We start from the raw sequence: 23,978 nt of genomic DNA, 5'->3' as shown, positions 1-23,978 counted from the left end.
GCAGTGCTATGACGAAGCCCTCCCTCCCCGACCTGCTGCACGCCGCCGTCACCGCCGTCGGCGGCACGGAGCGGCCCGGCCAGGTGGCCATGGCCGAAGCCGTCGCCGAAGCGATCGACGACAACACCCACCGGCTCATCCAGGCCGGTACCGGCACGGGAAAGTCCCTCGGGTACCTCGTGCCGGCCCTCGCGCACGGCGAGCGCGTGGTCGTGGCCACCGCCACCCTCGCCCTCCAGCGGCAGCTGGTCGAGCGCGACCTGCCCCGGACGGTGGAGGCGCTGCATCCGCAGCTGCGCCGCAGACCGCAGTTCGCCATGCTCAAGGGCCGCTCCAACTACCTGTGCCTGCACCGGCTGCACGAGGGGGCTCCCCAGGACGAGGAGGAGGGCCTCTTCGACCAGTTCGAGGCGGCCGCTCCCACCAGCAAGCTCGGCCAGGACCTGCTGCGCCTGCGGGACTGGGCCGACGAGACCGAGACCGGCGACCGCGACGACCTGACTCCCGGTGTCTCCGACAAGGCGTGGAGCCAGATCTCCGTCTCCTCCCGGGAGTGCCTGGGCGCGACGAAGTGCGCGTACGGTGCCGAGTGCTTCGCCGAGGCCGCCCGCGAGCGGGCCAAGCTGGCCGACGTGGTCGTCACCAACCACGCCCTGCTGGCCATCGACGCCATCGAGGGCGCGCCCGTGCTGCCCCAGCACGAGGTGCTGATCGTGGACGAGGCGCACGAGCTCGTCTCCCGGGTGACCGGCGTCGCCACCGGCGAGCTCACCCCCGGCCAGGTCAACCGGGCGGTGAAGCGGGCCGCCAAGCTGGTCGACGAGAAGACGGCGGACTCCCTGCAGACCGCCGCCGAGTCCTTCGAGCGGGTCATGGAGCTGGCCCTGCCGGGCCGGCTGGAGGAGATCCCCGAGGACCTCGGGTACGCGCTGATGTCGCTGCGGGACGCCGCCCGCAACGTCATCTCGGCCATCGGGGCCACCCGCGACAAGTCCGTCCAGGACGAGGACGCGGTCCGCAAGCAGGCCCTCGCCGCGGTGGAGACCGTCCATGCGGTGGCGGAGCGGATCACCAACGGCTCGGAGTTCGATGTCGTCTGGTACGAGCGGCACGACCGCTTCGGCGCGACCCTCCGGGTCGCCCCGCTGTCCGTGTCGGGGCTGCTGCGCGAGAAGCTGTTCGAGGACCGCTCGGTGGTCCTGACCTCGGCGACCCTCAAGCTGGGCGGGGATTTCAACGGGGTCGCGGCCTCACTGGGCCTGTCCCCGGAGGGGGTGGCGGCGGACGATGCGCCGGTCTGGCAGGGCCTGGACGTCGGCTCCCCCTTCGACTACCCCAAGCAGGGCATCCTCTACGTCGCCAAGCACCTGGCCACCCCCGGCCGGGAGGGTACCCGCGGCGACATGATGGACGAGCTGGCCGAGCTGATCGAGGCGGCCGGCGGGCGCACCCTCGGCCTGTTCTCCTCCATGCGGGGAGCCAAGGCGGCCGCCGAGGAGCTGCGCGGACGGCTCGACCACCCGATTCTCCTCCAGGGCGAGGAGACCCTCGGCGAGCTGATCAAGGCCTTCGCGGCGGATCCGAAGACCTGCCTGTTCGGGACCCTGTCCCTCTGGCAGGGCGTCGATGTACCCGGCCCGAGCTGCCAGCTCGTGATCATGGACCGGATCCCGTTCCCGCGCCCGGACGATCCGTTGATGAGTGCCCGGCAGAAGTCGGTCGAGGAGCACGGCGGGAACGGGTTCATGGCGGTCGCGGCCACCCACGCGGCGCTCCTGATGGCACAGGGCGCCGGTCGGCTCGTGCGGGCGAGCGGCGACCGTGGAGTCGTCGCCGTCCTGGATCCCCGCCTGGCCACGGCCCGGTACGGAAGCTTCCTGCGGGCCACCCTGCCCGACTTCTGGTACACCACGGACCGCAACCAGGTGCGCCGCTCGCTGGCGGCCATCGATGCCGCCGCCCGAGCCGACGGGGCCTGAGCGAAGGCGCCTGACCCAAGGGCGGGCACAAAGCAGCTCCGGGACCGGCGCAGTGGGTCCCGGAGCTGGCTGGGGGCGCGGGGTCAGACCCGGCGCAGTACGGCGACGACCTTGCCGAGGATGGTCGCCTCGTCGCCGGGGATCGGTTGGTACGCGGAGTTGTGGGGGAGCAGCCAGACGTGACCGTCCTCGCGCTTGAAGCGCTTGACGGTGGCTTCCCCGTCGAGCATCGCGGCGACGATGTCGCCGTTCTCCGCGACCGGCTGGCGACGGACCGTGACCCAGTCACCGTCGCAGATCGCGGCCTCGATCATCGAGTCGCCGACGACCTTGAGGACGAAGAGCTCGCCGTCGCCCACCAGCTGGCGGGGGAGCGGGAACACGTCCTCCACCGACTCCTCGGCGAGGATCGGACCGCCGGCCGCGATCCGGCCGACCAGGGGGACGTACGAGGCGGCGGGCTTGCCGGTGGTGTCCGTGGGCTGCGAGCTCGGCTGGTCCGAGCCGCGGACCTCGTACGCCCGCGGGCGGTGCGGGTCGCGGCGCAGGAAGCCCTTGCGCTCCAGTGCCATCAGCTGGTGGGCGACGGACGAGGTGCTGGACAGGCCCACCGCCTGGCCGATCTCCCGCATGGACGGCGGATAACCCCGCCGCTGGACGGAGTCGCGAATGACCTCGATGACCCTCCGCTGCCGGTCCGTGAGCCCGGAACTGTCGGCGCGGATGCCTGGAGGTCGCCCTGGCAGCGAGCGTGCGGGGCGTACGGGCTCCGCCTCCGGGTTCAGACTTGCGTCGTTCATGGCATGCACCGGCTCGAGTCGGCTCTGGGAGCGGTTCTGGGCAGTGATGGCGGCACTGTCTGCGGTGGTGGTCACGTCGGCCCCTCTCGAAATGTTCTCCCTAGCTGGACAACGGTAGTTGCTTTCGAAAGGTTGCGCCAAACACACGTTCGAGTGAAAAATCGCAGATCACCCAACGTGATCGCATGCTGAGGTGTATGGGCGATCGGTTCGCCGAACGCGGGTTCGGCCCCGCCTCCGCTGCTTACGGTACCCTTCCGGGTCGGATCGCCGCCTTCCGCTCCGCCCAGTGTGGCACCGCGGGCCGCCGGGTCCCGGCATCGGGCCCCGCGACACGCGGATCGACGTAAATCCACCACAACCCAAGATCTAGTGGTTGGATGAGCGCGGCCACCCAGAAGTTGTGGTCCTCGGGTCCTCTGAGGCTCCTGGGATCGCATATGCTGGGGGCTGCTCCACGAGCCCCCGGCAGGGTCCTCTCCGCCGTTCAGGGGCTCCGAGGGGTGATTCAGTCGTGCCAAGAGGGAGGGTGAGGGAACCATGCACTGCCCCTTCTGCAGGCACCCCGACAGCCGCGTCGTCGACAGCCGCACCACCGACGACGGCACGTCGATCCGCAGACGCCGCCAGTGCCCCGACTGCTCCCGTCGCTTCACGACGGTGGAGACGGCCTCGCTGATGGTGATCAAGCGCAGCGGGGTGACCGAACCCTTCAGCCGTACCAAGGTCATCTCCGGCGTGCGCAAGGCGTGCCAGGGGCGGCCGGTCACCGAGGACGCCCTCGCCCAGCTCGGCCAGCGGGTCGAGGAGGCGGTGCGCGCCACCGGGAGCGCCGAGCTGACCACCCACGACGTGGGCCTGGCCATCCTCGGCCCGTTGCAGGAGCTCGACCTGGTCGCGTACCTCCGGTTCGCGTCCGTGTACAAAGCGTTCGACACCCTTGAAGACTTCGAGACCGCCATCGCGGAACTGCGCGAGCGGCGGCCTCACCCCGAAGAGAGCGAGCCCGCCGGGACCGGTTCGGTCCCCGTGCCCGCCTCCGCCGCCGACTGACCTGGCGGCCGCAGTGCAGCGCGGCCCGTCAGCTCGGTCAGGCGAGGAATCGCAGATACAAGAGACAGCACCGTGCCGCGGAATAACGCTGGCACTTCAGGGCGTTTTTGCCCGCATATGGGAGGCGGCATGACAGAGACGGCGAGCAGCTCGGCACGTGGTTCCCGCGCCAAGGGGACCAAGGCCGCCAAGAGCGGCCTGCGTATCGAGCGCATCCACACCACCCCGGGCGTGCACCCGTACGACGAGGTGAACTGGGAGCGCCGTGACGTCGTCATGACCAACTGGCGCGACGGCTCGGTCAACTTCGAGCAGCGTGGCGTCGAGTTCCCCGACTTCTGGTCGGTGAACGCGGTCAACATCGTCACCAGCAAGTACTTCCGCGGCGCGGTCGGCACCCCGCAGCGCGAGACCGGTCTGAAGCAGCTCATCGACCGGATCGTGAAGACGTACACGAAGGCCGGCGAGGACTACGACTACTTCGCCTCCCCCGCCGACGCGGAGATCTTCGAGCACGAGCTGACCTACGCGCTGCTGCACCAGATTTTCAGCTTCAACTCGCCGGTGTGGTTCAACGTCGGCACGCCCCAGCCGCAGCAGGTCTCCGCCTGCTTCATCCTGGCCGTCGACGACTCCATGGAGTCGATCCTCGACTGGTACAAGGAAGAGGGCATGATCTTCAAGGGCGGCTCCGGCGCCGGCCTGAACCTCTCCCGCATCCGCTCCTCCAAGGAGCTCCTCTCCTCCGGCGGCAACGCCTCCGGCCCGGTCTCCTTCATGCGCGGCGCCGACGCGTCCGCAGGAACGATCAAGTCGGGCGGCGCCACCCGCCGCGCGGCCAAGATGGTCGTCCTGGACGTGGACCACCCGGACGTCGAGGACTTCATCCAGACCAAGGTGAAGGAAGAGGAGAAGATCCGCGCCCTGCGCGACGCGGGCTTCGACATGGACCTGGGCGGCGACGACATCACGTCCGTCCAGTACCAGAACGCCAACAACTCCGTCCGCGTGAACGACGAGTTCATGACGGCCGTCGAGAACGGCACCGAGTTCGGCCTGCGCGCCCGCATGACCGGCGAGGTCATCGAGAAGGTCGACGCCAAGGCGCTCTTCCGCAAGATGGCCGAGGCCGCGTGGGCCTGCGCCGACCCGGGCATCCAGTACGACGGTGTGATCAACCACTGGCACACCTGCCCCGAGTCCGGCCGCATCACCGCGTCCAACCCGTGCAGCGAGTACATGCACCTGGACAACACGTCCTGCAACCTCGCCTCGCTGAACCTGATGAAGTTCCTGAACGACGACGGCAAGGGCAACCAGTCCTTCGACGCCGAGCGCTTCTCGAAGGTCGTCGAGCTCGTCATCACGGCGATGGACATCTCGATCTGCTTCGCGGACTTCCCCACGCAGAAGATCGGCGAGAACACCCGCGCCTTCCGCCAGCTGGGCATCGGCTACGCCAATCTCGGCGCCCTGCTGATGGCCACGGGCCACGCGTACGACTCGGACGGCGGCCGCACCCTCGCCGCGTCGATCACCTCGCTGATGACCGGCACCGCGTACAAGCGCTCCGCCGAGCTCGCCGCCATCGTCGGCCCGTACGACGGCTACGCCCGCAACGCCGTGGCCCACAAGCGCGTCATGAAGCAGCACGCCGACGCCAACGCCGTCGCCCCGCGCACCGACGACCTGGACACCCCGATCTGGGCCGCGGCCACCGAGGCCTGGCAGGACGTCCTGCGTCTCGGCGAGAAGAACGGCTTCCGCAACTCCCAGGCCTCCGTCCTCGCGCCGACCGGCACCATCGGCCTCGCGATGTCCTGCGACACCACCGGTGTCGAGCCGGACCTGGCCCTGGTCAAGTTCAAGAAGCTCGTCGGCGGCGGCTCGATGCAGATCGTCAACGGCACCGTCCCGCAGGCCCTGCGCCGCCTGGGCTACCAGGAGGAGCAGATCGAGGCGATCGTCGCCCACATCGCCGAGCACGGCAACGTGATCGACGCCCCCGGCCTGAAGACCGAGCACTACGAGGTCTTCGACTGCGCCATGGGCGAGCGCTCCATCTCCCCGATGGGCCACGTCCGGATGATGGCCGCGATCCAGCCCTGGATCTCCGGCGCGATCTCGAAGACGGTCAACATGCCGGAGACGGCGACCGTCGAGGAGATCGAGGAGATCTACTTCGAGGCGTGGAAGCTGGGCGTCAAGGCGCTCGCGATCTACCGCGACAACTGCAAGGTCGGCCAGCCCCTCTCCGCGAAGAAGAAGGAAGAGGAGAAGGCCCAGGTCACCGAGAAGACCGAGGAGACCATCCGCGCGGCGGTCGAGAAGGTCATCGAGTACCGCCCCGTCCGCAAGCGCCTCCCCAAGGGCCGCCCCGGCATCACCACCTCCTTCACCGTCGGTGGCGCCGAGGGCTACATGACCGCGAACTCCTACCCGGACGACGGTCTGGGCGAGGTCTTCCTGAAGATGTCCAAGCAGGGTTCGACCCTCGCCGGCATGATGGACGCCTTCTCGATCGCGGTCTCGGTCGGTCTGCAGTACGGGGTCCCGCTGGAGACCTACGTCTCGAAGTTCACCAACATGCGCTTCGAGCCGGCCGGCATGACGGACGACCCGGACGTGCGGATGGCGCAGTCGATCGTCGACTACATCTTCCGCCGCCTGGCGCTGGACTTCCTGCCGTTCGAGACCCGCTCGGCGCTCGGCATCCACACCGCCGAGGAGCGTCAGCGCCACCTGGAGACCGGCTCGTACGAGCCCCTTGAGGAGGAGCTCGACACCGAGTCCCTGGCCCAGTCGGCCCCGCTGGCCGCGGTCCCGGCTCCGAAGCCGGTCGAGGCCGCCCCGGTCCCGGCCCCGAAGACGGCGCACTCCAACGCCGAACTGGTCGAGATGCAGCTCGGTGTCTCCGCGGACGCCCCGCTCTGCTTCTCGTGCGGTACGAAGATGCAGCGCGCAGGCTCCTGCTACATCTGCGAGGGCTGCGGCTCGACCAGCGGCTGCAGCTGAGAGCCGGACGGGCCGCCGCCGAGTGCAGCACCCGGCGGCCTCGGCCCTGACGCGTAGTCCCCGGTGAGAGGGGCGTCAGCCGTGCGCTGACGCCCCTCTTGCATGCGGTCGCCCCTGCCCCTGGCCGGGCCTTACCGTCCGCCTGTCAAACGGCTCGTTCCGCCGTCGCGATGGCCCGCTCCAAGGTCCGGCGAGCCTGCGCCACCTCATCTGCGCGGCGGTCGAGGCGGGCGAGTTGTGGACGCACTGCACGAGCCGGCCTTGGCGTGCGCGGCGCACCCCGATCGTTTCATCGGCTTCGGCAAGGTCCGCGGGCAACGGCGCCGACGGGCGGGAATAGCGCACCGTGTGGGCAAGTTGGCCATGCCGGCGCACCGAGGAGCGGTGACCGGGGTGTGCCGGTTCCCGCTTCGGTGTCGGGTCCGGGTCTACGGGTGTGCAAGGGAGCGGGGGAGACATGTGGAGCGGTGACGAGCTGGACCTCGACGCCTATCTGGAGCGGATCGGGTACGCAGGGCCCGTCGGCGGCGGCGGGGAACTCCGGGCGGACCTCCCGACGTTGTACGCAGTGCACCGGGCCCACACCGCTGCCATCACCTTCGAGAACCTGGACGTCCTGCTGGGCCGCCCCGTCGAGCTGGGCGTCAAGGCCATCGAGGACAAGCTCGTGCACGGCCGCCGCGGCGGCTACTGCTACGAGCAGAACTCGCTGCTCGCCGCTGCCCTGGAGCGGATCGGCTTCGAGGTTTCCGGGCGCGGCGCCCGCAACCGCACCCGGGGCGACTCCCTGCTCGCGGTGACGCACGCCGTACTCGTCGTCACCGTCGAGGGTGAACCCTGGCTCTGCGACGCCGGTTTCGGTCACCAGGGCCCGGTCGAGCCGGTCCCGCTGGCGCGGCCCGGAACCGAGGTGGCGCAGGGGGAGTGGACGTACACAGTCCGCGCGGAGGAGGACGGCATCCTCGCGCTGTGCCTGCTCCGCGACGGCGCCTGGCGGGACTTGTACGCGTTCTCCCCGCAGCGCTACCACCCCGTCGACTACGTCGTGCTGAACCACTACAGCTCCTCCCACCCCCGATCCGCGTTCCTCGGCAAGGTGGTCGTCCAGCTCCCCGGAGACGGCGTCCGCCGGGCGCTCGTCGGACGGGAGCTCACCCGCCTGTATCCCGACGGGCGGAGCGAGCGGCAGTCCGTCGAGCCCGCCGAGCTGCTCGCCCTGCTCGACCGGGAGTTCGGGCTTCGGCTGTCCGGGCGGGATGCGGAGGAACTGGAGCGGATCAACCGCGCTGGGGACTGACCGGGGCCGCGCCGGGCCCGTACCATGGCGCAGTGCTGGTCAAGTGGATTCGCTGCACGGTGACGGACCGACGCGGGTTCGAGCGTGGGCAGCGCAAATGGGCGGGGCTGCCCGGCGAGCCGGGATTCCGGGGTCAGGGCGGCGGCTGGAGCAGGGGACGGCAGGGGGTCGCGCATGTTTTCGCGTTCTGGGAGAGCCGGTCCTTCTACGACTCCTTCATGGCTCGCTCCCACGACCGGCTGGCGGCCGCCCAGAACGGCACCTACACCGATGCGCGGGTCACGCTCTTCGATCACCGCTTCGATGTGAAGACCGGCTTCGAGCCGCGCTTCACCGATGCGGACGTCGTCCGCGTGGCGCACACCCGGGTGCGGGAGGGCAGGGTGGACCACTTCGCCCTGATGCAGGAGAAGGTGTGGAATCCGGCCATGGCCGGCTCCCCCGGGATGATCCGGGGCCTCTTCGGCGAGGCCCCGGGCCGGGAGTTCCTCGTCCTGTCCATGTGGCACGCGGCCGGCGAGCACGGCAAGTACCGCCAGGAGCGGGTCGAGCGGCTCTCCCTGCGCGCCCAGACGGAGGCCGACGTCGAGGCCCTCACCGGGGATGTCGTCGACCTCGAACCCTCCTGGACGGTATGACCGTACGACCATCGCAGGGCCCTCCGGCGTGCCCGGGCGTCCGGTCCGACGATGGCCGAATAGGGTCGTGGAATGGTACGACCACAGCGCATCGTCCTTGTCCGGCACGGGGAATCGGAGGGCAATGCCGACGACACGGTGTACGAGCGGGAGCCCGACCACGCCCTGCGGCTGACCCGGCGCGGGCACGAGCAGGCCGCAGAGGCGGGCGTACGCCTGCGCGAGCTCTTCGGCGACGAGCGGATCAGCGCGTACGTCTCCCCGTACCGCCGCACCCTGCAGACCTTCCGCGACCTGCGCCTGGACCCCACCCGTGTGCGGATGCGCGAGGAGCCGAGGCTGCGCGAGCAGGACTGGGGGAACTGGCAGGACCACGAGGACGTGCGCCTGCAGAAGGCGTACCGGGACCGGTACGGCCACTTCTTCTACCGCTTCGCGCAGGGCGAGTCGGGCGCCGACGTCTACGACCGGGTCGGATCGTTCCTCGAAAGCCTCTACCGCAGCTTCGAGGCCCCCGACCATCCGCCGAACGTGCTGCTGGTCACCCACGGGCTGACGATGCGGCTGTTCTGCATGCGCTGGTTCCACTGGTCGGTGGCGGAATTCGAGTGCCTGTCCAATCCTGGAAACGGAGAATTCCGGGTGCTCCAGCTCGGCCCGGACGGCCGGTACCGGCTGGACCGCCCGTTTGAGCGCTGGACCACACCGGAGCCTTACGACCTGGACGGCTAAAGTGACGCGGGATGACCGCTGACTCCTCCTCCGAACGGCGCCATGCACGCGCCATGGCCAGCCTCCGCGGGCTGGCCCTGGGTGACGCCCTGGGCTCCCAGTACTTCGTCCCCGTGAACTACCCCCTGCTCAAGCGGCGTGAGCTGCCCGTCGGCTCCGACCCGTGGCAGTGGACCGACGACACCGAGATGGCCTGCTCGGTGGTGGCCGTCCTCGCCGAACACGGACGCATCGACCAGGACGCACTGGCGAGCTCCTTCGCCCACCACCACGACTTCGACCGCGGTTACGGGCCCGCCGTGAACCGGATGCTGCGCCTCGTCCGGGAGGGCCAGGACTGGCGCACGCTGGCCGCCGAACTGTTCAACGGCCAGGGCTCCTGGGGCAATGGGGCGGCCATGCGCATCGCCCCGCTCGGCGCCTGGTACGCCGACGACCCCGAGCAGGCCACCCACCAGGCGGAGATCTCCGCCTACACCACGCACCAGCACCGCGAGGCGGTCTGCGGCGCCATGGCCGTCGCCGCGGCCGCGGCACTGGCGGCGTCCCCGGACGGGCCGCCGAAGGCCGAGGACCTCCTGGACGGGGTGATCGCTCTGGTGCCGCGCAGCGCAGTGGGCGCAGGACTGCGGCGCGCGCGGGACATGCTGGACTACGGCGACGCGACCACCGTCGCGGCGGTGCTGGGCTGCGGCCGGCGCACGAGCGCCCATGACACCGTGCCGTTCGCGCTGTGGTCGGCGGCCCGCTCGCTGGACGACTACGAGCGGGCGTTCTGGACCACCGCGCAGGTCGGCGGGGACGTGGACACGACCTGCGCGATCGTCGGCGGGGTGCTGGGGGCGCGCGGGGACGAGGTGCTGCCGGCCGCCTGGCTGGCCCGCACGGAGCCCCTTCCGGACTGGCTCCCGGAGGCGGCCGCGCGCTGACGCGCCCGTGTGCCGCGGCCCGGCGGGACCAGGCCGCGGATTGTCACGGTCCTGCCACAGGGCGCCCCTCCGACTGGTCGAAGCCGCACGTCACGGACCTACTCTGTCCGCTTCGCCGCCCCCACCGGATCGCGGGGGCGGCCGACAGGGGAGGGGAGCCGATGTCGGAGTCCGAGAGAGCGGACGAGGGAACGGCCGAGGGAACCGCCGAGGGAAGGGCCGAGAAGGCCGCCGAGCAGGCGACGGCAGCGGCGGTGCCCGGCAGGGCCGGTGAGCCGACGGCAGCTGCCGTGTCCGGACCGGCCGAGCAGGAGCGCGGCGGCGCGCGGGACGAGGCGCCGGCCCCGGCCGGGCCGCCCCCGGGGTGGGACCCCCGCGCGTGGCAGACCTATCAGACCCGCCAACAGCGCGCCCGGAGCGGGGCCTGGTCCGCCGCCCCGCTGGGCTGGGCGGTGGCCGCCCGTCCCGCCGACGCCGCGCCCATCGGCACCGCCGTCCTCGTCTCGGCCATCGCCACCGGAGTCGCAGCGGCGCTCCTCCTCGGCGAGGGCCTGGGCCCGGGCCTGCTGCTCGCGGCGGTGCCGGCCGTCGTTGCCGCGTACGCCGCCGCGCGCACGGCCCGGCGCGGCGCCCGGCCGTGGACCCTCGCGTGGGCGGCCGGCTGTCTTCTGCTCCTCGCCGTGCCCGCGTTGCGCGACGCCGGCTGGCCCTCCACCCTGGCGCTGCTCGCGGCCGTCCTGCTGGGCGCCCTCGCCCTGCACGGCAGCCGCACCTGGCCCGGTGTCCTGCTCAGCCCGCTCGGCCTCCTCGACGCCGCCGTGCTCGGCGCCCGCTGGGCCTGGGCCGGACTGCGCGCGCGGGGCAGCGGGGTGGACCGGGAGCGGTGGGTACCGGTGGCCAAGGCGGTCGCGGTGGCCGCCGTCCTGCTGGTGCTGTTCGGCGCCCTGTTCGCCTCCGCCGACGCCGCCTTCGCCGATCTGCTGGGCGGGTTGATGCCGGAGGTGTCCGTCGGCGACGGCCCGGTGCGCTTCCTGCTGTTCCTGCTCGGGACCCTGCTCGCGCTGGCCGCCGCGCGCACCGCCGCCGCGCCCTCGCGCTGGGACCGTATCCGCGTGGCCCCCGGGAAGGCCCGGTCGCGCGTCGAATGGGCGCTTCCGCTCGTCCTGCTCAACCTGCTCTTCGCCGGCTTCAACGCGGTCCAGCTGGCCGTCCTGTTCGGCGGCTACGACAAGGTCCTGGAGAGTACCGGCCTCACGTATTCCGAGTACGCCCGCCAGGGTTTCTGGCAGCTGCTCTGGGCGACCCTGCTCACCCTCGCCGTGATCGCGCTCGCCCTGCGCTGGGCGCCGCGCGGAGGAGCCGGCGACCGGCGGTTCATACGGGTCGTGCTCGGCACGCTGTGCGCGCTCACCCTGGTGGTGGTCGCTTCCGCGCTGCGCCGCATGGACTTGTACGTGGACGCCTACGGCCTGACCCGGCTGCGGGTGTCCGTGGCCGCCATGGAGCTGTGGCTCGGGCTGGTGATCGTACTGATCATGGCCGCAGGCGTCTTCGGTGCGCGCTGGCTGCCGCGGGCGGTGGCCGCGAGTGCGGCGGGCGGCGTGCTGGTCTTCGGACTGATGTCCCCGGACGGGCTGGTGGCCGAGCAGAACGTGGCCCGCTACCAGCGGGTCGACAAGATCGACCTGGCCTACTTCCAGTCCCTGTCCGCGGACGCGGTTCCCGCGCTGGACCGGTTGCCGGAGCCCCGCCGGTCCTGCGCCCTGCGCGGGATCAACGACGAGATGGCGAAGGACCGTCACCTGCCCTGGTACGCCATGAGCCTCGGCGAGTACCGGGCCAGGAAGATCCTCCAGGAGCGCCCGGTGACCGCCTCGTACGAGGTCTGCTCGCGGCTCGGGACCTTTGCCCGCCCGGTGGAGTAGGCGCGCCGCTGCAGAGAGGCGTACGCATACGGCAGGCCCGGCCGCGGGAAAGGATCGCGCGGCCGGGCCTGCCGGTACGGGGCCGGTTCAGGCCGGCGGACCGGCCTCGGCGGCGGCCCCGTTGAGTGCGGCCAGGTCGCTCTTGCGTACCCGGATCACGATCAGCGCGGTGGCCAGGGCGAGCCCGGCCATGGCCACGGCCGCCATGAAGGCGGTGGAGATGCCCTGGGTCAGGACGAGGTCGCCCCAGGGGTCCGGCAGTCGTCCGGTCTGCTTGAAGGCCGCCAGCTGATCCGGATCCGCGTGCTGCAGGAAGTCCGGAACCTGCTCGTGCGCCTCGTTGCGGCTCGACGTGCCGAAGACGGTGACCAGGATCGACAGGCCGAGCGAGCCGCCCACCTGCTGGCTGGCGTTGAGCAGCCCGGAGGCCGCGCCGGCCTCCCGCTGCGCCACCCCGGAGACGGCGGTGAGGGTCAGGGTCACGAAGTTCAGGCCCATGCCGAAGCCGAACAGCAGCATCGGCCCGAGCACTCCGGAGACGTACGAGCTGTCGGTCCGGATGAGGGTCAGCCAGGCGAGTCCCACGCCGGTGAGCGCCGATCCGGCCACCATGAACGGCTTGGGGCCGAGCCGCGGCAGGAAGCGCTGGGAGAGGCCGGCGGCGGTGATGATCGCGGCGGTCACGGGCAGGAAGCCGAGTCCCGACTGGATCGGCGAGAAACCGAGCACGTTCTGCACGAACTGGACGATGAAGAAGAACATGCCGAACATCGCGGCGGCCAGGCCGAGCATGATCAGGTACGTTCCGGCGCGGTTGCGGTCGGCGAACATCCGCAGCGGGATGATCGGCTCGTGGGCCCGTGACTCGATGGCCACGAACAGCGCGAGCAGGATGACGGCCGCGGCGAACGAGACGAGGGTGAGCCCGTCGCGCCAGCCGTCCTCGGAGGCACGGATGAACCCGTAGACGAGGGAGGCCATGCCGCCGGTGGAGGTCAGGGCGCCGGCGATGTCGAAGCGGCCCGGGTGGCGCTCGGACTCGGTGATGTACAGCGGGGTGAGCACGGCGATCAGCAGGCCGATCGGCACGTTGACGAAGAGCACCCAGCGCCAGTCGAGCCATTCGGTCAGCATGCCGCCGGCCAGCAGGCCGATCGCACCGCCGCCCGCGGAGACCGCGGCGAACACCCCGAAGGCGCGGTTGCGCGCGGGCCCTTCGGCGAAGGTCGTGGTGATCAGGGCGAGCGAGGTCGGCGAGGCGATCGCGCCGCCGACGCCTTGGAGGGCGCGGGCGGCCAGCAGCTGCCAGGGTTCCTGGGCGAAGCCGCCGAGCAGGGAGGCCAGGGTGAAGAGCAGGATGCCGGTCAGGAAGACCCGGCGGCGTCCGAGGATGTCGCCGGCCCGGCCGCCGAGCAGGAGCAGGCCTCCGAAGGCGAGCGTGTAGGCGCTGATCACCCAGGAGAGGTCGGTGGTCGAGAAGGAGAGCGCGGTCTGGATGTGCGGGAGTGCGATGTTCACGATCGTCGCGTCGAGGACGACCATGAGCTGACATGCGGCGATGACGGCGAGCGCCACACCGGGGCGCCCTTCCCGGCGGGCGGCGCCCGGTATTCGGGACGGGGCGAGTTGAGAGCTTTTCACCGTGGTACCCCCCATAGTGAAATAGTGAACGCATCCGTTCACCGGGGGACCACGGTAGGAGACCGCGGTTAGTGAACGCAACCGTTCACTAAGGCTGAAAATGCGTGCGAGCGGCCGTCGGGGCCGGTCGGAGGTAGGGGTGATGGTGGGTTCGCGCTGGTCGGTCATGCCGTCCACGCCACCGGGACGCAGGCGGGGTCCTGAACTCGAACGGGCGATCCTCGACGCCGCCTTGGAGCAGTTGAGCACGGTGGGCTGGAACGCGCTCACCATGGAAGGGGTCGCGGCGGCCGCCCACACGGGCAAGGCAGCCCTCTACCGGCGCTGGCCCTCGAAGGCCGACCTGGTGGCCGAGGTGCTGCGGACCGGGCTGCCTCCGGTCGGGGCGGTGCCCGATCTCGGATCGATCCGGGACGACCTCTTCCGTTTGTGTGTGCGGATGCGTGACGTGATGGAGTCCCGGGCAGGTCAGGCCCTGCGGGCAGTCCTTCACGAATGCGATCACGCCCATGCGGGCCGCTTCCATGACGTGATCCGGGCAGGGCTTCACGAACCCGCCCACCGGTTGATCGGGGAGCTCCTGCGGCGCGGCATCGCACGGGGTGACGTCCGCCCGGATGCGACGGGGCCGCTTGTGATCGACGTGATTCCGGCGATGCTGATGTATCGCGCGAAGGTGTGCGGGAGCGAATGGGCCGATCCGGACATCGCGGAATTGATCGACCAGGTGATGGTCCCGCTGCTCAGGGCGTGAGGCGCAGGACGGACTGCGCCCGGGCCGGGGTGTGCAGGCGGCGCGGGGCGGCGTAACCTTGCTGGCGCCATGCCGTACGAAGCACCCACCCACACCGTCGAGCGCTCGATCCGCGCAACCACCGGCGCCAAGATCATCGCCGGGGTCGACGAAGTCGGACGCGGGGCCTGGGCCGGTCCGGTCACCGTATGTGCGGCGATCACCGGTCTGCGCCGGCCGCCCGAAGGGCTGACCGACTCCAAGCTGCTCACCCACAAGCGACGTGATGCGCTCCTCGACGTCCTGGAGAAGTGGGTCACCGCCTCCGCCCTCGGGCACGCCTCCCCCGAGGAGATCGACGAGCTCGGGATGACCGCCGCCCTGAGGCTTGCCGCGGAGCGCGCCCTGGGGGCGTTGCCGGTACGGCCCGACGCGGTGATCCTCGACGGCAAGCACGACTACCTCGGCGGGCCCTGGCGGGTCCGTACGGTGATCAAGGGAGACCAGTCCTGCGTCGCCGTCGCGGCGGCCTCGGTGATCGCCAAGGTCAGGCGCGACCGGATGATGGCCCAGCTCGGTGAACTGGGCGGCGGCTTCGAGGACTTCGCCTTCGCCGACAACGCAGGCTATCCCTCGCCGGTGCACCGGGCAGCGCTGGAGGAGCGGGGGCCCACGCCCTACCACCGGCTCTCCTGGGCCTACCTCGATGCACTGCCCCGCTGGCGCCACTTGAAGAAGGTGCGCCGCAGCGAGGAAGCGCTGGAACTGGAAAACGGAGGCCAACTCGGCTTCGATTTCTGATCGCGTCCACGTGCCACCCGCCGGTACGTTTCGTACCGGTGTTTGATAGACATCAACTCATGCCTCTCACCCCCGAGGAGCCTCAGATTCACGAGAGTGCCCAGGGTCCCCGCGTCACCCCGGCCGCGAGCCGCACCGCGCAGACCCCCCGCCCCGTACCTGGTCCGCGTCCCGCCGCAGTTCCGCGGCCCGGGCGCCCCGGTCCCGCCCGGCCCGCACCGCCCGCGCAGCGCGCGCCGCAGGCCACCGCCCCGGGACCTGCTTCCGCAGCCACGACCGCACCGTCCGTCTCTGCGGCGGTGCCGCAGATCCAGCTGATCCCGGCCTCCGCCGAGGGTGCGCTGGACGCGGCCGAAGAGGCCGTCGACCTGCTGCTCGACACCGGGCGCGCCCCCGGTGACATCCTGGTGCTCACCACCGGCGACCCGCACCCGTGGGCCGCTCACGAACTGTCCTTCGGCGAGACCGCGTACTGGGCCCAGCATGATGCCCGGGACGACGTCTTCTACGCGGACGCGGCGCAGGTCAAGCGTGCCGCCGGCCGTCCCGTCGTGGTCTTCGCGGCGAACGGCGGACCGGTCGAGGCGGCCGCCGCCGCGCTGCCGGTCGCACTCGCCCGAGCGGGCGCGCTGCTCATCGTGTGCGGGGACCCGCAGCAGATCAACAGCGTGCTGGGCGCGGGCGTCTGACACCCCGTGACCCGGCGCGAGCGCGGGGCGGGGGCATGGGGTGGGGCCGGCCGGGCGCCGGCCCCGCTGATGTCCCGTGCCGGACCGTCAGTGTGCGCCCGGGGTCGGTGTGCCCTGGCCCGGCGTGCGTCCGGGGCCGGCGTGGCTCCGGGGTGAGTGCGCGTCCGGGATCAGCGCGCGGCGGTGTGGCGCAGGGCCTCATTCGCGCCGCCGCCGGTCCGAAGGGTCATCGGAGCGAACTCGGCCGCGGTGTCACCGAGCCGTCCGGGCCGTGAGGCCGAGCTCGGGTGCCGGCCGCCCCGGCCTTCGCCGAGCACCTGCCAGCCGCCCCGGGTCAGCGTGATGTACGCGCCACAGCGCAGCCCGTGCAGGGTGCAGGCGTCCCGCAGCCCCCACATCCAGGCACCGTCCTCCTCGGTCCAGCGCTCGTCGCCCTCGCGGCAGTACATCAGCACGGCCGTCCGTACCGGGGTGCGGCGCCGCAGGTCGTGGGGGAGGACGCGGCGCAGCCGCGCCAGGAGGGCGTTGCGGTAGTCCCAGCCGTCCGCCGAGGTCGCCCGCTGCACGAAGGAGGCGCTGGCGACCAGCCGTTCGTCCGGACCGAGGACGGCGATCACCGCGGTGGAGAGCTCGGGGCTGTGGCGGGAGTGCAGTCCACTGACGATCTCGCGTGGATTGCTCAGCAGAGGTATGCCCGCCGCCGTCCACTCGGCGGGTTCCAGCAGTCTGCCGTGCCTGCTTCTGCCACCGGCGGCCGTTGTCAGTGACGTCGTCGAGGGCGGGGCGAATCCGAAGGTCACGGTCCTCCCTTCGGGTACACGCCCGCGGACGGGCACAGCTGGAGTGCGGGCACGCCGCGGCAGGGCTCAAGAGAGCGCCGTCGAGCCGAGCGGGAGCACCCCAATTCTCGCGTGGCCCAAGAGCATGCGGCAACGAGCAATTGGCGCCGCCGACCGGAATTCGCCGGTATGCCGTTCATATCCTTGCCCCGCCACGCCGCTGACGACTCCTCGGCTACCCCTGGAGTGCCAGCACCAGCGGAAACACACCCTCTGCCCCGGCCTTCCGCAGCAGCCGTGCGGCCACCGCGAGGGTCCATCCGCTCTCCGCGCGGTCGTCCACGAGGAACACCGGGCCCTGCGCCTGCGCCACTGTCTCCGCCAGCGCCGGAGGGACGGTCAGGGCCTGGTGGAGTCCACGCACCCGCTGGGCGCTGTTGGAGGAAGGCAGCCCGAACTCCGGGACCTGATCCGTGTACGCGAGCGAACCGAGCAGCGGGATCCGCCCGACCTCGGCGATCCGCGCCGCGAGCGAGCCGACCAGCTGGGGACGGCTGCGCGAAGGCAGGTACACCACTCCCACAGGCCGGGCCGGTGCGTCCGGCGCCCCCGAGGCCCAACCGCCCGGCCCGCGCGCCCAGTCGGCGAGTACGGCCACCACGGCTTGCGCCACGTCCTGCGGAACCGGCTGATCCGGAGCATGGGGGTCGAGCATCGGCCGCAGCCGGTTGCCCCAGCCGATGTCGGAGAGCCGGCCGAGAGCCCGTCCCGCGGCGGCCTGTTCACCTGCGGGGATACGGCCCTTGAGGTCCACACCGACCGCGGCGAGGCCCGTCGGCCACATCTTGCGCGGCTCCAGCTCCACGCCCGGCCGGCTCAGCTCACCACGGGCGGTGTCCAGAGCCGCGTCCGAGACTCCCGCCGTGAAGCGGGCGCCGGCGCAGTTGTCGCAGCGGCCGCAGGGCGCCGCCTCCTCGTCGTCCAACTGGCGGCGCAGGAACTCCATCCGGCAGCCGGCGGTCGCCGCGTAGTCGCGCATCGCCTGCTGCTCGGCGGCCCGCTGACGGGCCACCCAGGCGTAGCGCTCGGTGTCGTACACCCAGGGCTCGCCCGTCGAGGTCCAGCCGCCCTTGACCCGGTGCACGGCGCCGTCCACGTCGAGGACCTTGAGCATGGTCTCCAGCCTGGTGCGCCGCAGGTCGACCAGCGGCTCCATGGCGGGCAGCGACAGCGGGCGGCCCGCCTGCGCCAGGACGTCCAGGGTGCGGCGCACCTGCTCCTCGGGCGGGAAGGCCACCGAGGCGAAGTACTGCCAGATCGCCTCGTCCTCACGGCCCGGCAGCAGCAGGACCTCCGCGTGCTCCACGCCGCGGCCGGCCCGGCCGACCTGCTGGTAGTAGGCGATGGGGGAGGAGGGGGAGCCCAGGTGCACCACGAAGCCGAGGTCCGGCTTGTCGAAGCCCATCCCGAGGGCCGAGGTGGCCACCAGGGCCTTGACCCGGTTGGCCTGGAGGTCCTCCTCCGCCTGCTGGCGCTCGGCGTTCTCCGTCTTGCCGGTGTACGAGGACACCGTGTGCCCGCGGTGGCGCAGGTACGCGGTGACCTCCTCGGCGGCGGCCACCGTCAGGGTGTAGATGATCCCGGAACCCGGAAGCTCCCCGAGGTGGTCCGCGAGCCACGCGAGCCGGTGGGCGGCGTCGGGCAGGGTCAGCACCGCGAGGCTGAGGCTCTCGCGGTCCAGCGGGCCGCGCAGTACCAGCGCGTCCGTGCCCGCTCCGGTGCCCAGCTGCTCAGCGACGTCCGCGGTCACCCGGGCGTTGGCCGTGGCGGTCGTGGCCAGAACCGGAACGCCGGGCGGCAGATCGGCCAGCATCGTGCGCAGTCGCCGGTAGTCGGGGCGGAAGTCGTGGCCCCAGTCGGAGATGCAGTGGGCCTCGTCCACGACGAGCAGGCCGGTCGCGGCGGAGAGCTTGGGCAGTACCTGGTCGCGGAAATCAGGGTTGTTGAGCCGCTCCGGGCTGACCAGCAGGACGTCGACCTCGCCCGCCGCCACCTCGCCCTGGATGGTCTCCCACTCCTCGGGGTTGGCCGAGTTGATGGTGCGGGCGTGGATCCCGGCGCGGGCGGCCGCCTCCACCTGGTTGCGCATCAGCGCGAGCAGCGGCGAGACGATGACCGTGGGGCCGGCGCCGGCCGCGCGCAGCAGCGAGGTGGCGACGAAGTACACGGCGGACTTGCCCCAGCCGGTGCGCTGGACGACCAGGGCGCGCCGCTTGTGCGCGACGAGGGCCTCGATCGCGCGCCACTGGTCCTCGCGCAGTCGGGCCGTGCCCGTGGGGTCGCCCACGAGACGGGCCAGTACGGAGTCGGCCGAGGACCTCAGGTCTGCGTTCATGCCCCCATGCAACCCGATGCCTGTGACATCGCGCCAATGCCCGGCCGAGCCTGTGGATGTTGAACGATCAACACTTATCCACAGGGGTTTCCGGATCGGACCGTGCACGGGACCGTCGAGCCATGACGAACAACCACGAACCGCGCACCCCGTCCGACCGGCCCTCCCTCAGCCCGTCCGGGCCGTCCGGACGGCCCGGCTCCGCCACCGGTCCGCAGATCACCCTGCGCAGCCCGGCCGAACTGGCCGACGCGCTGCCCTACATGCTCGGCTTCCATCCCACCGACTCCCTCGTCATGGTCGCCGTGCACGGCGAGGGCGGGCGCTTCGGCGGCCGGCTCCGCGTCGGCATCCCCACCGCCCCCGCGGAGTGGGAGGACACCGCCCGTCAGGCCGCCGAGTGCCTGGTGCGGGGCAGCGAGCGGCGCGGGGGCAAGCCCGACGGCATCGTCGTCTTCCTGTGCCAGGACCCGGCCGGCGGCGAGAGCGGCCAGCGGGTGATGACCCGGCTGAGGCCGCTCGCCCAGCGCATCCGGCTGGCCTGCGGGGCGCTCGACGTCCCCGTACTGGAGGCGCTCTGCCTCTCCGGCGGGCGGTACTGGTCGTACTGCTGCCCCGACGAGCGCTGCTGCCCGGCCGAGGGCAGGCCGCTGGCCGCGACCGGGACCTCCGTCATGGCGGCCACCGCGACCTTCGCCGGACTGCAGGTACGCGGCTCCCTCCGCGAGATCGAAGGCCGCCTGACACCCCTGCGGGGGCCGGTGGCCGCCGAAATGGAACGGGCTCTGGACCGGGCGGCCGCCGCCCTCGTGCCGAAGATCCTCGACGGGGCGACCCGCCAGGAGGTCGGCGCCGAGACGGTCACCCTGGCCCGCACTCTGATGCAGCGGATGACGCTCGCGCCGCCCGTCGAGACGGGCCCACGGGCCGACGACTGGGACGACGCCCTGCTCGGGCACGACGAGGCGGCCTCACTGATCCTCGGCCTCCAGGACCGGGAGATCCGCGACATCGCCGCCGAATGGATGGAGGACGAGGAGGCCGCCCCCGCCCTCCGCCTGTGGCGGGCCCTGGCCCGGCGCTGCGTCGGCGCCTACGGGGAGCACGCCGCCGCCCCGCTCACCCTCGCCGGGTGGGTCTCCTGGTCCACCGGGGACGAGCCGACCGCCCGGATCGCCCTCGGAATGGCCCTGGAGGCCGACGCCGAATACCGCTTCGCCCAGCTCCTCCACCACGCCTGCAACGAAGGCATCGACCCGGAAGGGCTGCGGGCCTGCCTGCGCGAGGAACGGCGGCGCAGGGAACCGCGCCGCAAGCGTGCGGCCGCCACCCGGCCGCCGGGGCGCCGGGGACCACAGGGGCGCCGCGCGTCCCGTCGCAGCGCGGGGAGCGAGCAGTGAGCCGGGACCGGGCCGGGGCGGTGCGCCGGATCCGGAGCGTCGCGGGCACCGCCTTGCGAGGTCCGCTCCACCTGCGCTCTGCTCTCCGGCTCCGCCCCGGGCTTGCTCCACCGGGGGTCCGGTCGTGCCACCGCACCGTGACCCGGGCGGGGGCCGGGGCGTTCCCCTGGAAGGCGGTGGGGCCCCGTCCGCTCCGCCGCCCGGCCAAACCCACCGGAGCGAAGACAGCCCGGAGGAACGCAGCCCGGACGAAGACAGCCCAGACAAGGCGACCCATGGCCCACCCCGTACCGCCCGCCCGCAGGCCCGAGTTGCCGCCGGTGCACGGCGCCGTCATCTGCGTCGCCGCGCCCTGCCTTGTCATCTCGCCCGAGCACGGCCAGCTCACCGGCCAGGGGATCGACGGGATCTACCACTCGGGGCGCCGACTGCTCTCACGCTGCGTGCTGCGCGTCGGCGGCCGGGATCCCGTCGCCGTCCAGGGGCGCAGCCTCGGCGCGGACCGGGCCGCGTTCACCGCGACCGTCCGCACCGGAGCCGAAGCGGGCCCCGATCCCGACATCGGGGTGGAGCGGGTCCGGCACGCCGACGGCACCGAGCGGATCACCCTGCGCAGCTTCACCACCCGTCCGGTACGGCTTCCGGTGGAGCTGTCGCTCGGCACCGACCTGGCCGAACTGGCCGCGGTGGCCGCAGGCCGCTCCGGGCCGGAGCTGCCCGCCGGGGTCCACGCGGCAGGGCTGCGCTGGAGCAGCGCGGAGGCCCAGGCCGTCGTCGCCGCCGACCCGGCCCCGGACGACGCGCTCGCCTCGGCCGGGCTGCTGCGCTGGCAGCTGGAGCTCGCACCCGGCGAGTCCCGCACCATCGAGCTGCGGACCAGCCGGGCCCGCGCCGTGCGGGCTCCGGCCGGCCAGGTGGCCAATCCGCTGGCCGACGCCCGGGCCGAGGGGGACGACCCGCGGGCCGAGGCATGGTTCCGCTCCAGCGTCGCGGACCTCGGAGCGCTGCTGCTGCGCGACCGGGACGAACCGGCCGACGCCTTCGTCGCGGCGGGGGTGCCGTGGCGGCTCGGACTGGCCCCGGCGGAATCCCTGTGGGCCGCCAGGATGGCGCTGCCCCTCGGGACCGGGCTGGCCGCGGCCACCCTGCGCACCCTGGCCCGGACCCAGACCGGAGGCCGCGGGCCCGATGCGGGCATGATCCCGGGGCCGCTGCGCGGAGGGGGCCCGCAGCTCCCACCGGGGTGCACCGGCACGGAGGCGACCCTCGCCTTCCCGGCGGTGCTCGCAGAGGCCCGGCGGTGGGGCCTGCCCGAGGAGGAGGTGGCCCGGCTGCTCCCGGCCGCCGAACGGTGCCTGGGCTGGCTGCGTGCGGCGCTGGGGGAGGACGGGCTGCTCGCCGATCCCGACCCGGGGCCGCGGCGCTGCGAAACCCAGGCCCACGCCCACCGCGCCGCCCTGCTCGGCGCCGACCTGCTGGAGGGGTGCGGGCGGCCCGGCGCCGAAGCGTGGCGGGAGTGGGCGGCGGACCTGCGCGAGCGGTTCCGCGAGAGGTTCTGGCTCGACGGCCCGGACGGCGGTCGGCCCGCCGCCGCCCTGCACCCCGACGGGAGGCCACTGCCCCGCCTGACCGGGGCCGCCGCCCACCTGCTCGACACCGGTCTGCTGGGTGGCGGCCGACTCGCCCCGGGGCTGCTCGACCGGGTGCGTACCGAACAGCTCGCGCGCCTCCTCGGAGCCCCGGTCATGGATTCCGGGTGGGGCCTGCGGAGCATGGCCTTCCGGGAGCCGGGGCACAACCCGTTCGGTCACCGCTCGGGAGCGGTGCGAGCGCACGAGAGCGCGGTGGCGGTCGCCGGACTCGCCCAGGCGGGCTTCGAGAAGGAGGCCGCCGGACTGCTGCGGGGGCTGCTCGATGCGGCGGAGAGCTTCGGGTACCGGCTGCCGGAGATGTACGCCGCCGAGCAGCGCACTCTCGGCAGTGTGCCGCTCCCGCACCCGGCGGCCTGCCGCCCCGCCGCCGTGGCCGCTGCCGCCGGGGTGCACGCCCTGGCGGCCCTCGCCGGGATCCGGCCGGACGCCCCCGCGGGCACGGTCGCCCTCGTCCCCCTGGCCGGGGCTCCGCTCGGCGCCCTGAGGCTCTCGGGCCTGAGGGTGGCCGGAGAGCCGTTCGCCGTCCGGATCAGCCGGCTCGGCCTGGGCATGGTGGAGGAGGCGGCCGATGCGCTCCAGCTGGGCGGGTAGTCCGTGGATTGCCGCCTTCAGGATCACCAAAGCTCTGTTTATCGTCAGGCAGACGACTATGATCGCGGCATGTCGCCCTACGACCCGTCGGCCTACCCGCCCTTCGCTGTCACCGTCGACCTGGTCGTGCTCACCGTGCGGCGCCATGCGCTCTGTGCGCTGGTCGTCCGGCGGGGGGAGCAGCCGTTCCAGGGACGCTGGGCCCTGCCCGGGGGTTTCGTCCGCGGGGACGAGGACTTGGCGGCGGCCGCCGCCAGGGAGCTCTCCGAGGAAACCGGCCTGTGCGCGCACGACCCGGCCCAGCCCGGTGCGGGCAACGGGGCGCATCTGGAACAGCTGGCCACGTACGGGGATCCGAAGCGCGATCCGCGGATGCGCGTCGTCAGCGTGGCGCACCTGGTGCTCGCTCCGGACCTGCCCGCGCCGCGTGCGGGCGGCGACGCCAACAGCGCGCGGTGGGCCCCGATCGACGAACTGCTGGCCGTGGAGGACCAGGAGGCCGCCGGGCTCGCCTTCGACCACGCCACCATCCTCGCCGACGGCGTGGAGCGCGCCCGCTCCAAGATCGAGTACTCCTCGCTGGCCACCGCTTTCTGCCCGCCCGAGTTCACCGTCGGCGAGCTGCGGCGGGTCTACGAAGCGGTGTGGGGTGTGGCGCTCGACCCCCGCAACTTCCACCGCAAGGTCACCGGCACTCCCGGATTCCTGGTACCGGCCGGGGGGACGACGACCCGTCAGGGCGGACGGCCCGCACAGCTGTTCCGTGCCGGCGGGGCGACCCTGCTCAACCCGCCGATGCTGCGTCCGGAAGTCTGACGCGGCGACACCGGCAACCGCTTCCGCGTCGACACGGGAGCACATACGGGCCTGGTGTCTCGAAAATCGGACATATCGCGTTATCTTGCTGCTGGTATTCACGCTGCCGCAGA

At 72.4% G+C, this 23,978-nt stretch carries 18 protein-coding genes; 14 read left to right on the top strand and 4 right to left on the bottom strand.

What is annotated here, in order from left to right:
* The first annotated feature begins 8 nt into the window (after positions 1-8).
* Complete coding sequence (locus ABZ128_RS21265; protein ID WP_356850285.1) at positions 9-1,979, top strand: ATP-dependent DNA helicase; 1,971 nt, start codon at positions 9-11, stop codon at positions 1,977-1,979.
* Between the two features lie 83 nt (positions 1,980-2,062).
* Here the strand turns inward: ABZ128_RS21265 and lexA are convergent, their stop codons facing one another.
* Positions 2,063-2,854, bottom strand: coding sequence for a transcriptional repressor LexA (gene lexA / locus ABZ128_RS21260; protein ID WP_356850284.1), 792 nt, complete (start codon positions 2,852-2,854; stop codon positions 2,063-2,065).
* Positions 2,855-3,319: 465 nt separating this feature from the next.
* On the opposite strand from lexA, the gene nrdR reads away from it, so the two are divergent.
* The 7 genes from nrdR (at position 3,320) to ABZ128_RS21225 (ending at position 12,368) form a co-directional block, all read left to right on the top strand.
* Complete coding sequence (gene nrdR / locus ABZ128_RS21255) at positions 3,320-3,832, top strand: transcriptional regulator NrdR (protein WP_356850283.1); 513 nt, start codon at positions 3,320-3,322, stop codon at positions 3,830-3,832.
* A gap of 129 nt (positions 3,833-3,961) precedes the next feature.
* On the top strand, positions 3,962-6,847 hold the full coding sequence (locus ABZ128_RS21250; RefSeq protein WP_356850282.1) for a vitamin B12-dependent ribonucleotide reductase: 2,886 nt from the start codon (positions 3,962-3,964) through the stop codon (positions 6,845-6,847).
* Between the two features lie 457 nt (positions 6,848-7,304).
* Positions 7,305-8,144 carry an arylamine N-acetyltransferase gene (locus ABZ128_RS21245; RefSeq protein ID WP_356850281.1) on the top strand — a complete coding sequence of 280 codons (840 nt, stop codon included), beginning with the start codon at positions 7,305-7,307 and terminating at the stop codon, positions 8,142-8,144.
* A 32-nt stretch (positions 8,145-8,176) separates the two neighbouring features.
* Positions 8,177-8,782 carry a YdbC family protein gene (locus ABZ128_RS21240; protein ID WP_356850280.1) on the top strand — a complete coding sequence of 202 codons (606 nt, stop codon included), beginning with the start codon at positions 8,177-8,179 and terminating at the stop codon, positions 8,780-8,782.
* Positions 8,783-8,854: 72 nt separating this feature from the next.
* A complete protein-coding gene (locus ABZ128_RS21235) occupies positions 8,855-9,514 on the top strand; it encodes a histidine phosphatase family protein (protein ID WP_356850279.1) in 660 nt (219 codons plus the stop codon).
* Between the two features lie 11 nt (positions 9,515-9,525).
* Entirely contained in the window at positions 9,526-10,443 is a 918-nt protein-coding gene (locus ABZ128_RS21230; RefSeq protein WP_356850277.1) for an ADP-ribosylglycohydrolase family protein, read from the top strand.
* A gap of 161 nt (positions 10,444-10,604) precedes the next feature.
* Complete coding sequence (locus tag ABZ128_RS21225; RefSeq protein ID WP_356850275.1) at positions 10,605-12,368, top strand: DUF4173 domain-containing protein; 1,764 nt, start codon at positions 10,605-10,607, stop codon at positions 12,366-12,368.
* Positions 12,369-12,455: 87 nt separating this feature from the next.
* On the opposite strand, the gene ABZ128_RS21220 is transcribed toward ABZ128_RS21225, so the two are convergent.
* Positions 12,456-14,024, bottom strand: a complete 1,569-nt coding sequence (locus tag ABZ128_RS21220; RefSeq protein WP_356850273.1) for an MFS transporter — start codon at positions 14,022-14,024, stop codon at positions 12,456-12,458.
* 127 nt (positions 14,025-14,151) lie between these two features.
* Between ABZ128_RS21220 and ABZ128_RS21215 the strand changes: the two genes are divergently transcribed.
* From ABZ128_RS21215 to ABZ128_RS21205, 3 genes are all read left to right on the top strand, one after another.
* Entirely contained in the window at positions 14,152-14,763 is a 612-nt protein-coding gene (locus tag ABZ128_RS21215) for a TetR/AcrR family transcriptional regulator (protein ID WP_356850271.1), read from the top strand.
* A gap of 69 nt (positions 14,764-14,832) precedes the next feature.
* Complete coding sequence (locus tag ABZ128_RS21210; protein ID WP_356850269.1) at positions 14,833-15,543, top strand: ribonuclease HII; 711 nt, start codon at positions 14,833-14,835, stop codon at positions 15,541-15,543.
* Between the two features lie 59 nt (positions 15,544-15,602).
* On the top strand, positions 15,603-16,232 hold the full coding sequence (locus ABZ128_RS21205; RefSeq protein ID WP_356850267.1) for a hypothetical protein: 630 nt from the start codon (positions 15,603-15,605) through the stop codon (positions 16,230-16,232).
* 170 nt (positions 16,233-16,402) lie between these two features.
* On the opposite strand, the gene ABZ128_RS21200 is transcribed toward ABZ128_RS21205, so the two are convergent.
* Positions 16,403-17,032, bottom strand: coding sequence for a hypothetical protein (locus ABZ128_RS21200; protein ID WP_356850265.1), 630 nt, complete (start codon positions 17,030-17,032; stop codon positions 16,403-16,405).
* A gap of 214 nt (positions 17,033-17,246) precedes the next feature.
* Positions 17,247-19,406 carry a RecQ family ATP-dependent DNA helicase gene (locus ABZ128_RS21195; RefSeq protein WP_356850263.1) on the bottom strand — a complete coding sequence of 720 codons (2,160 nt, stop codon included), beginning with the start codon at positions 19,404-19,406 and terminating at the stop codon, positions 17,247-17,249.
* A 122-nt stretch (positions 19,407-19,528) separates the two neighbouring features.
* On the opposite strand from ABZ128_RS21195, the gene ABZ128_RS21190 reads away from it, so the two are divergent.
* The 3 genes from ABZ128_RS21190 to ABZ128_RS21180 all read left to right on the top strand — a co-directional run bounded on the left by ABZ128_RS21190 (position 19,529) and on the right by ABZ128_RS21180 (position 23,865).
* Complete coding sequence (locus tag ABZ128_RS21190; protein ID WP_356850262.1) at positions 19,529-20,806, top strand: DUF4192 domain-containing protein; 1,278 nt, start codon at positions 19,529-19,531, stop codon at positions 20,804-20,806.
* A 275-nt stretch (positions 20,807-21,081) separates the two neighbouring features.
* Positions 21,082-23,049 carry a glycogen debranching N-terminal domain-containing protein gene (locus ABZ128_RS21185; protein ID WP_356850260.1) on the top strand — a complete coding sequence of 656 codons (1,968 nt, stop codon included), beginning with the start codon at positions 21,082-21,084 and terminating at the stop codon, positions 23,047-23,049.
* A 69-nt stretch (positions 23,050-23,118) separates the two neighbouring features.
* A complete protein-coding gene (locus ABZ128_RS21180; protein WP_356850258.1) occupies positions 23,119-23,865 on the top strand; it encodes an NUDIX domain-containing protein in 747 nt (248 codons plus the stop codon).
* Positions 23,866-23,978 lie beyond the last annotated feature (113 nt).

This window comes from Streptomyces sp. NPDC006326, from assembly GCF_040612915.1.
Lineage (GTDB): Bacteria > Actinomycetota > Actinomycetes > Streptomycetales > Streptomycetaceae > Streptomyces.
This window is presented reverse-complemented; position numbering and strand designations above follow the sequence as displayed.

Bases quoted from the DNA above. Each gene is read 5' to 3' on its own strand.
- ABZ128_RS21265 (WP_356850285.1), top strand. From the start codon at position 9: ATGACGAAGCCCTCCCTCCCCGACCTGCTGCACGCCGCCGTCACCGCC.
- nrdR (WP_356850283.1), top strand. From the start codon at position 3,320: ATGCACTGCCCCTTCTGCAGGCACCCCGACAGCCGCGTCGTCGACAGC.
- ABZ128_RS21250 (WP_356850282.1), top strand. From the start codon at position 3,962: ATGACAGAGACGGCGAGCAGCTCGGCACGTGGTTCCCGCGCCAAGGGG.
- ABZ128_RS21245 (WP_356850281.1), top strand. From the start codon at position 7,305: ATGTGGAGCGGTGACGAGCTGGACCTCGACGCCTATCTGGAGCGGATC.
- ABZ128_RS21235 (WP_356850279.1), top strand. From the start codon at position 8,855: ATGGTACGACCACAGCGCATCGTCCTTGTCCGGCACGGGGAATCGGAG.
- ABZ128_RS21230 (WP_356850277.1), top strand. From the start codon at position 9,526: ATGACCGCTGACTCCTCCTCCGAACGGCGCCATGCACGCGCCATGGCC.
- ABZ128_RS21225 (WP_356850275.1), top strand. From the start codon at position 10,605: ATGTCGGAGTCCGAGAGAGCGGACGAGGGAACGGCCGAGGGAACCGCC.
- ABZ128_RS21220 (WP_356850273.1), bottom strand. From the start codon at position 14,024: ATGGGGGGTACCACGGTGAAAAGCTCTCAACTCGCCCCGTCCCGAATA.
- ABZ128_RS21215 (WP_356850271.1), top strand. From the start codon at position 14,152: ATGGTGGGTTCGCGCTGGTCGGTCATGCCGTCCACGCCACCGGGACGC.
- ABZ128_RS21210 (WP_356850269.1), top strand. From the start codon at position 14,833: ATGCCGTACGAAGCACCCACCCACACCGTCGAGCGCTCGATCCGCGCA.
- ABZ128_RS21205 (WP_356850267.1), top strand. From the start codon at position 15,603: ATGCCTCTCACCCCCGAGGAGCCTCAGATTCACGAGAGTGCCCAGGGT.
- ABZ128_RS21195 (WP_356850263.1), bottom strand. From the start codon at position 19,406: ATGAACGCAGACCTGAGGTCCTCGGCCGACTCCGTACTGGCCCGTCTC.
- ABZ128_RS21190 (WP_356850262.1), top strand. From the start codon at position 19,529: ATGACGAACAACCACGAACCGCGCACCCCGTCCGACCGGCCCTCCCTC.
- ABZ128_RS21185 (WP_356850260.1), top strand. From the start codon at position 21,082: ATGGCCCACCCCGTACCGCCCGCCCGCAGGCCCGAGTTGCCGCCGGTG.
- ABZ128_RS21180 (WP_356850258.1), top strand. From the start codon at position 23,119: ATGTCGCCCTACGACCCGTCGGCCTACCCGCCCTTCGCTGTCACCGTC.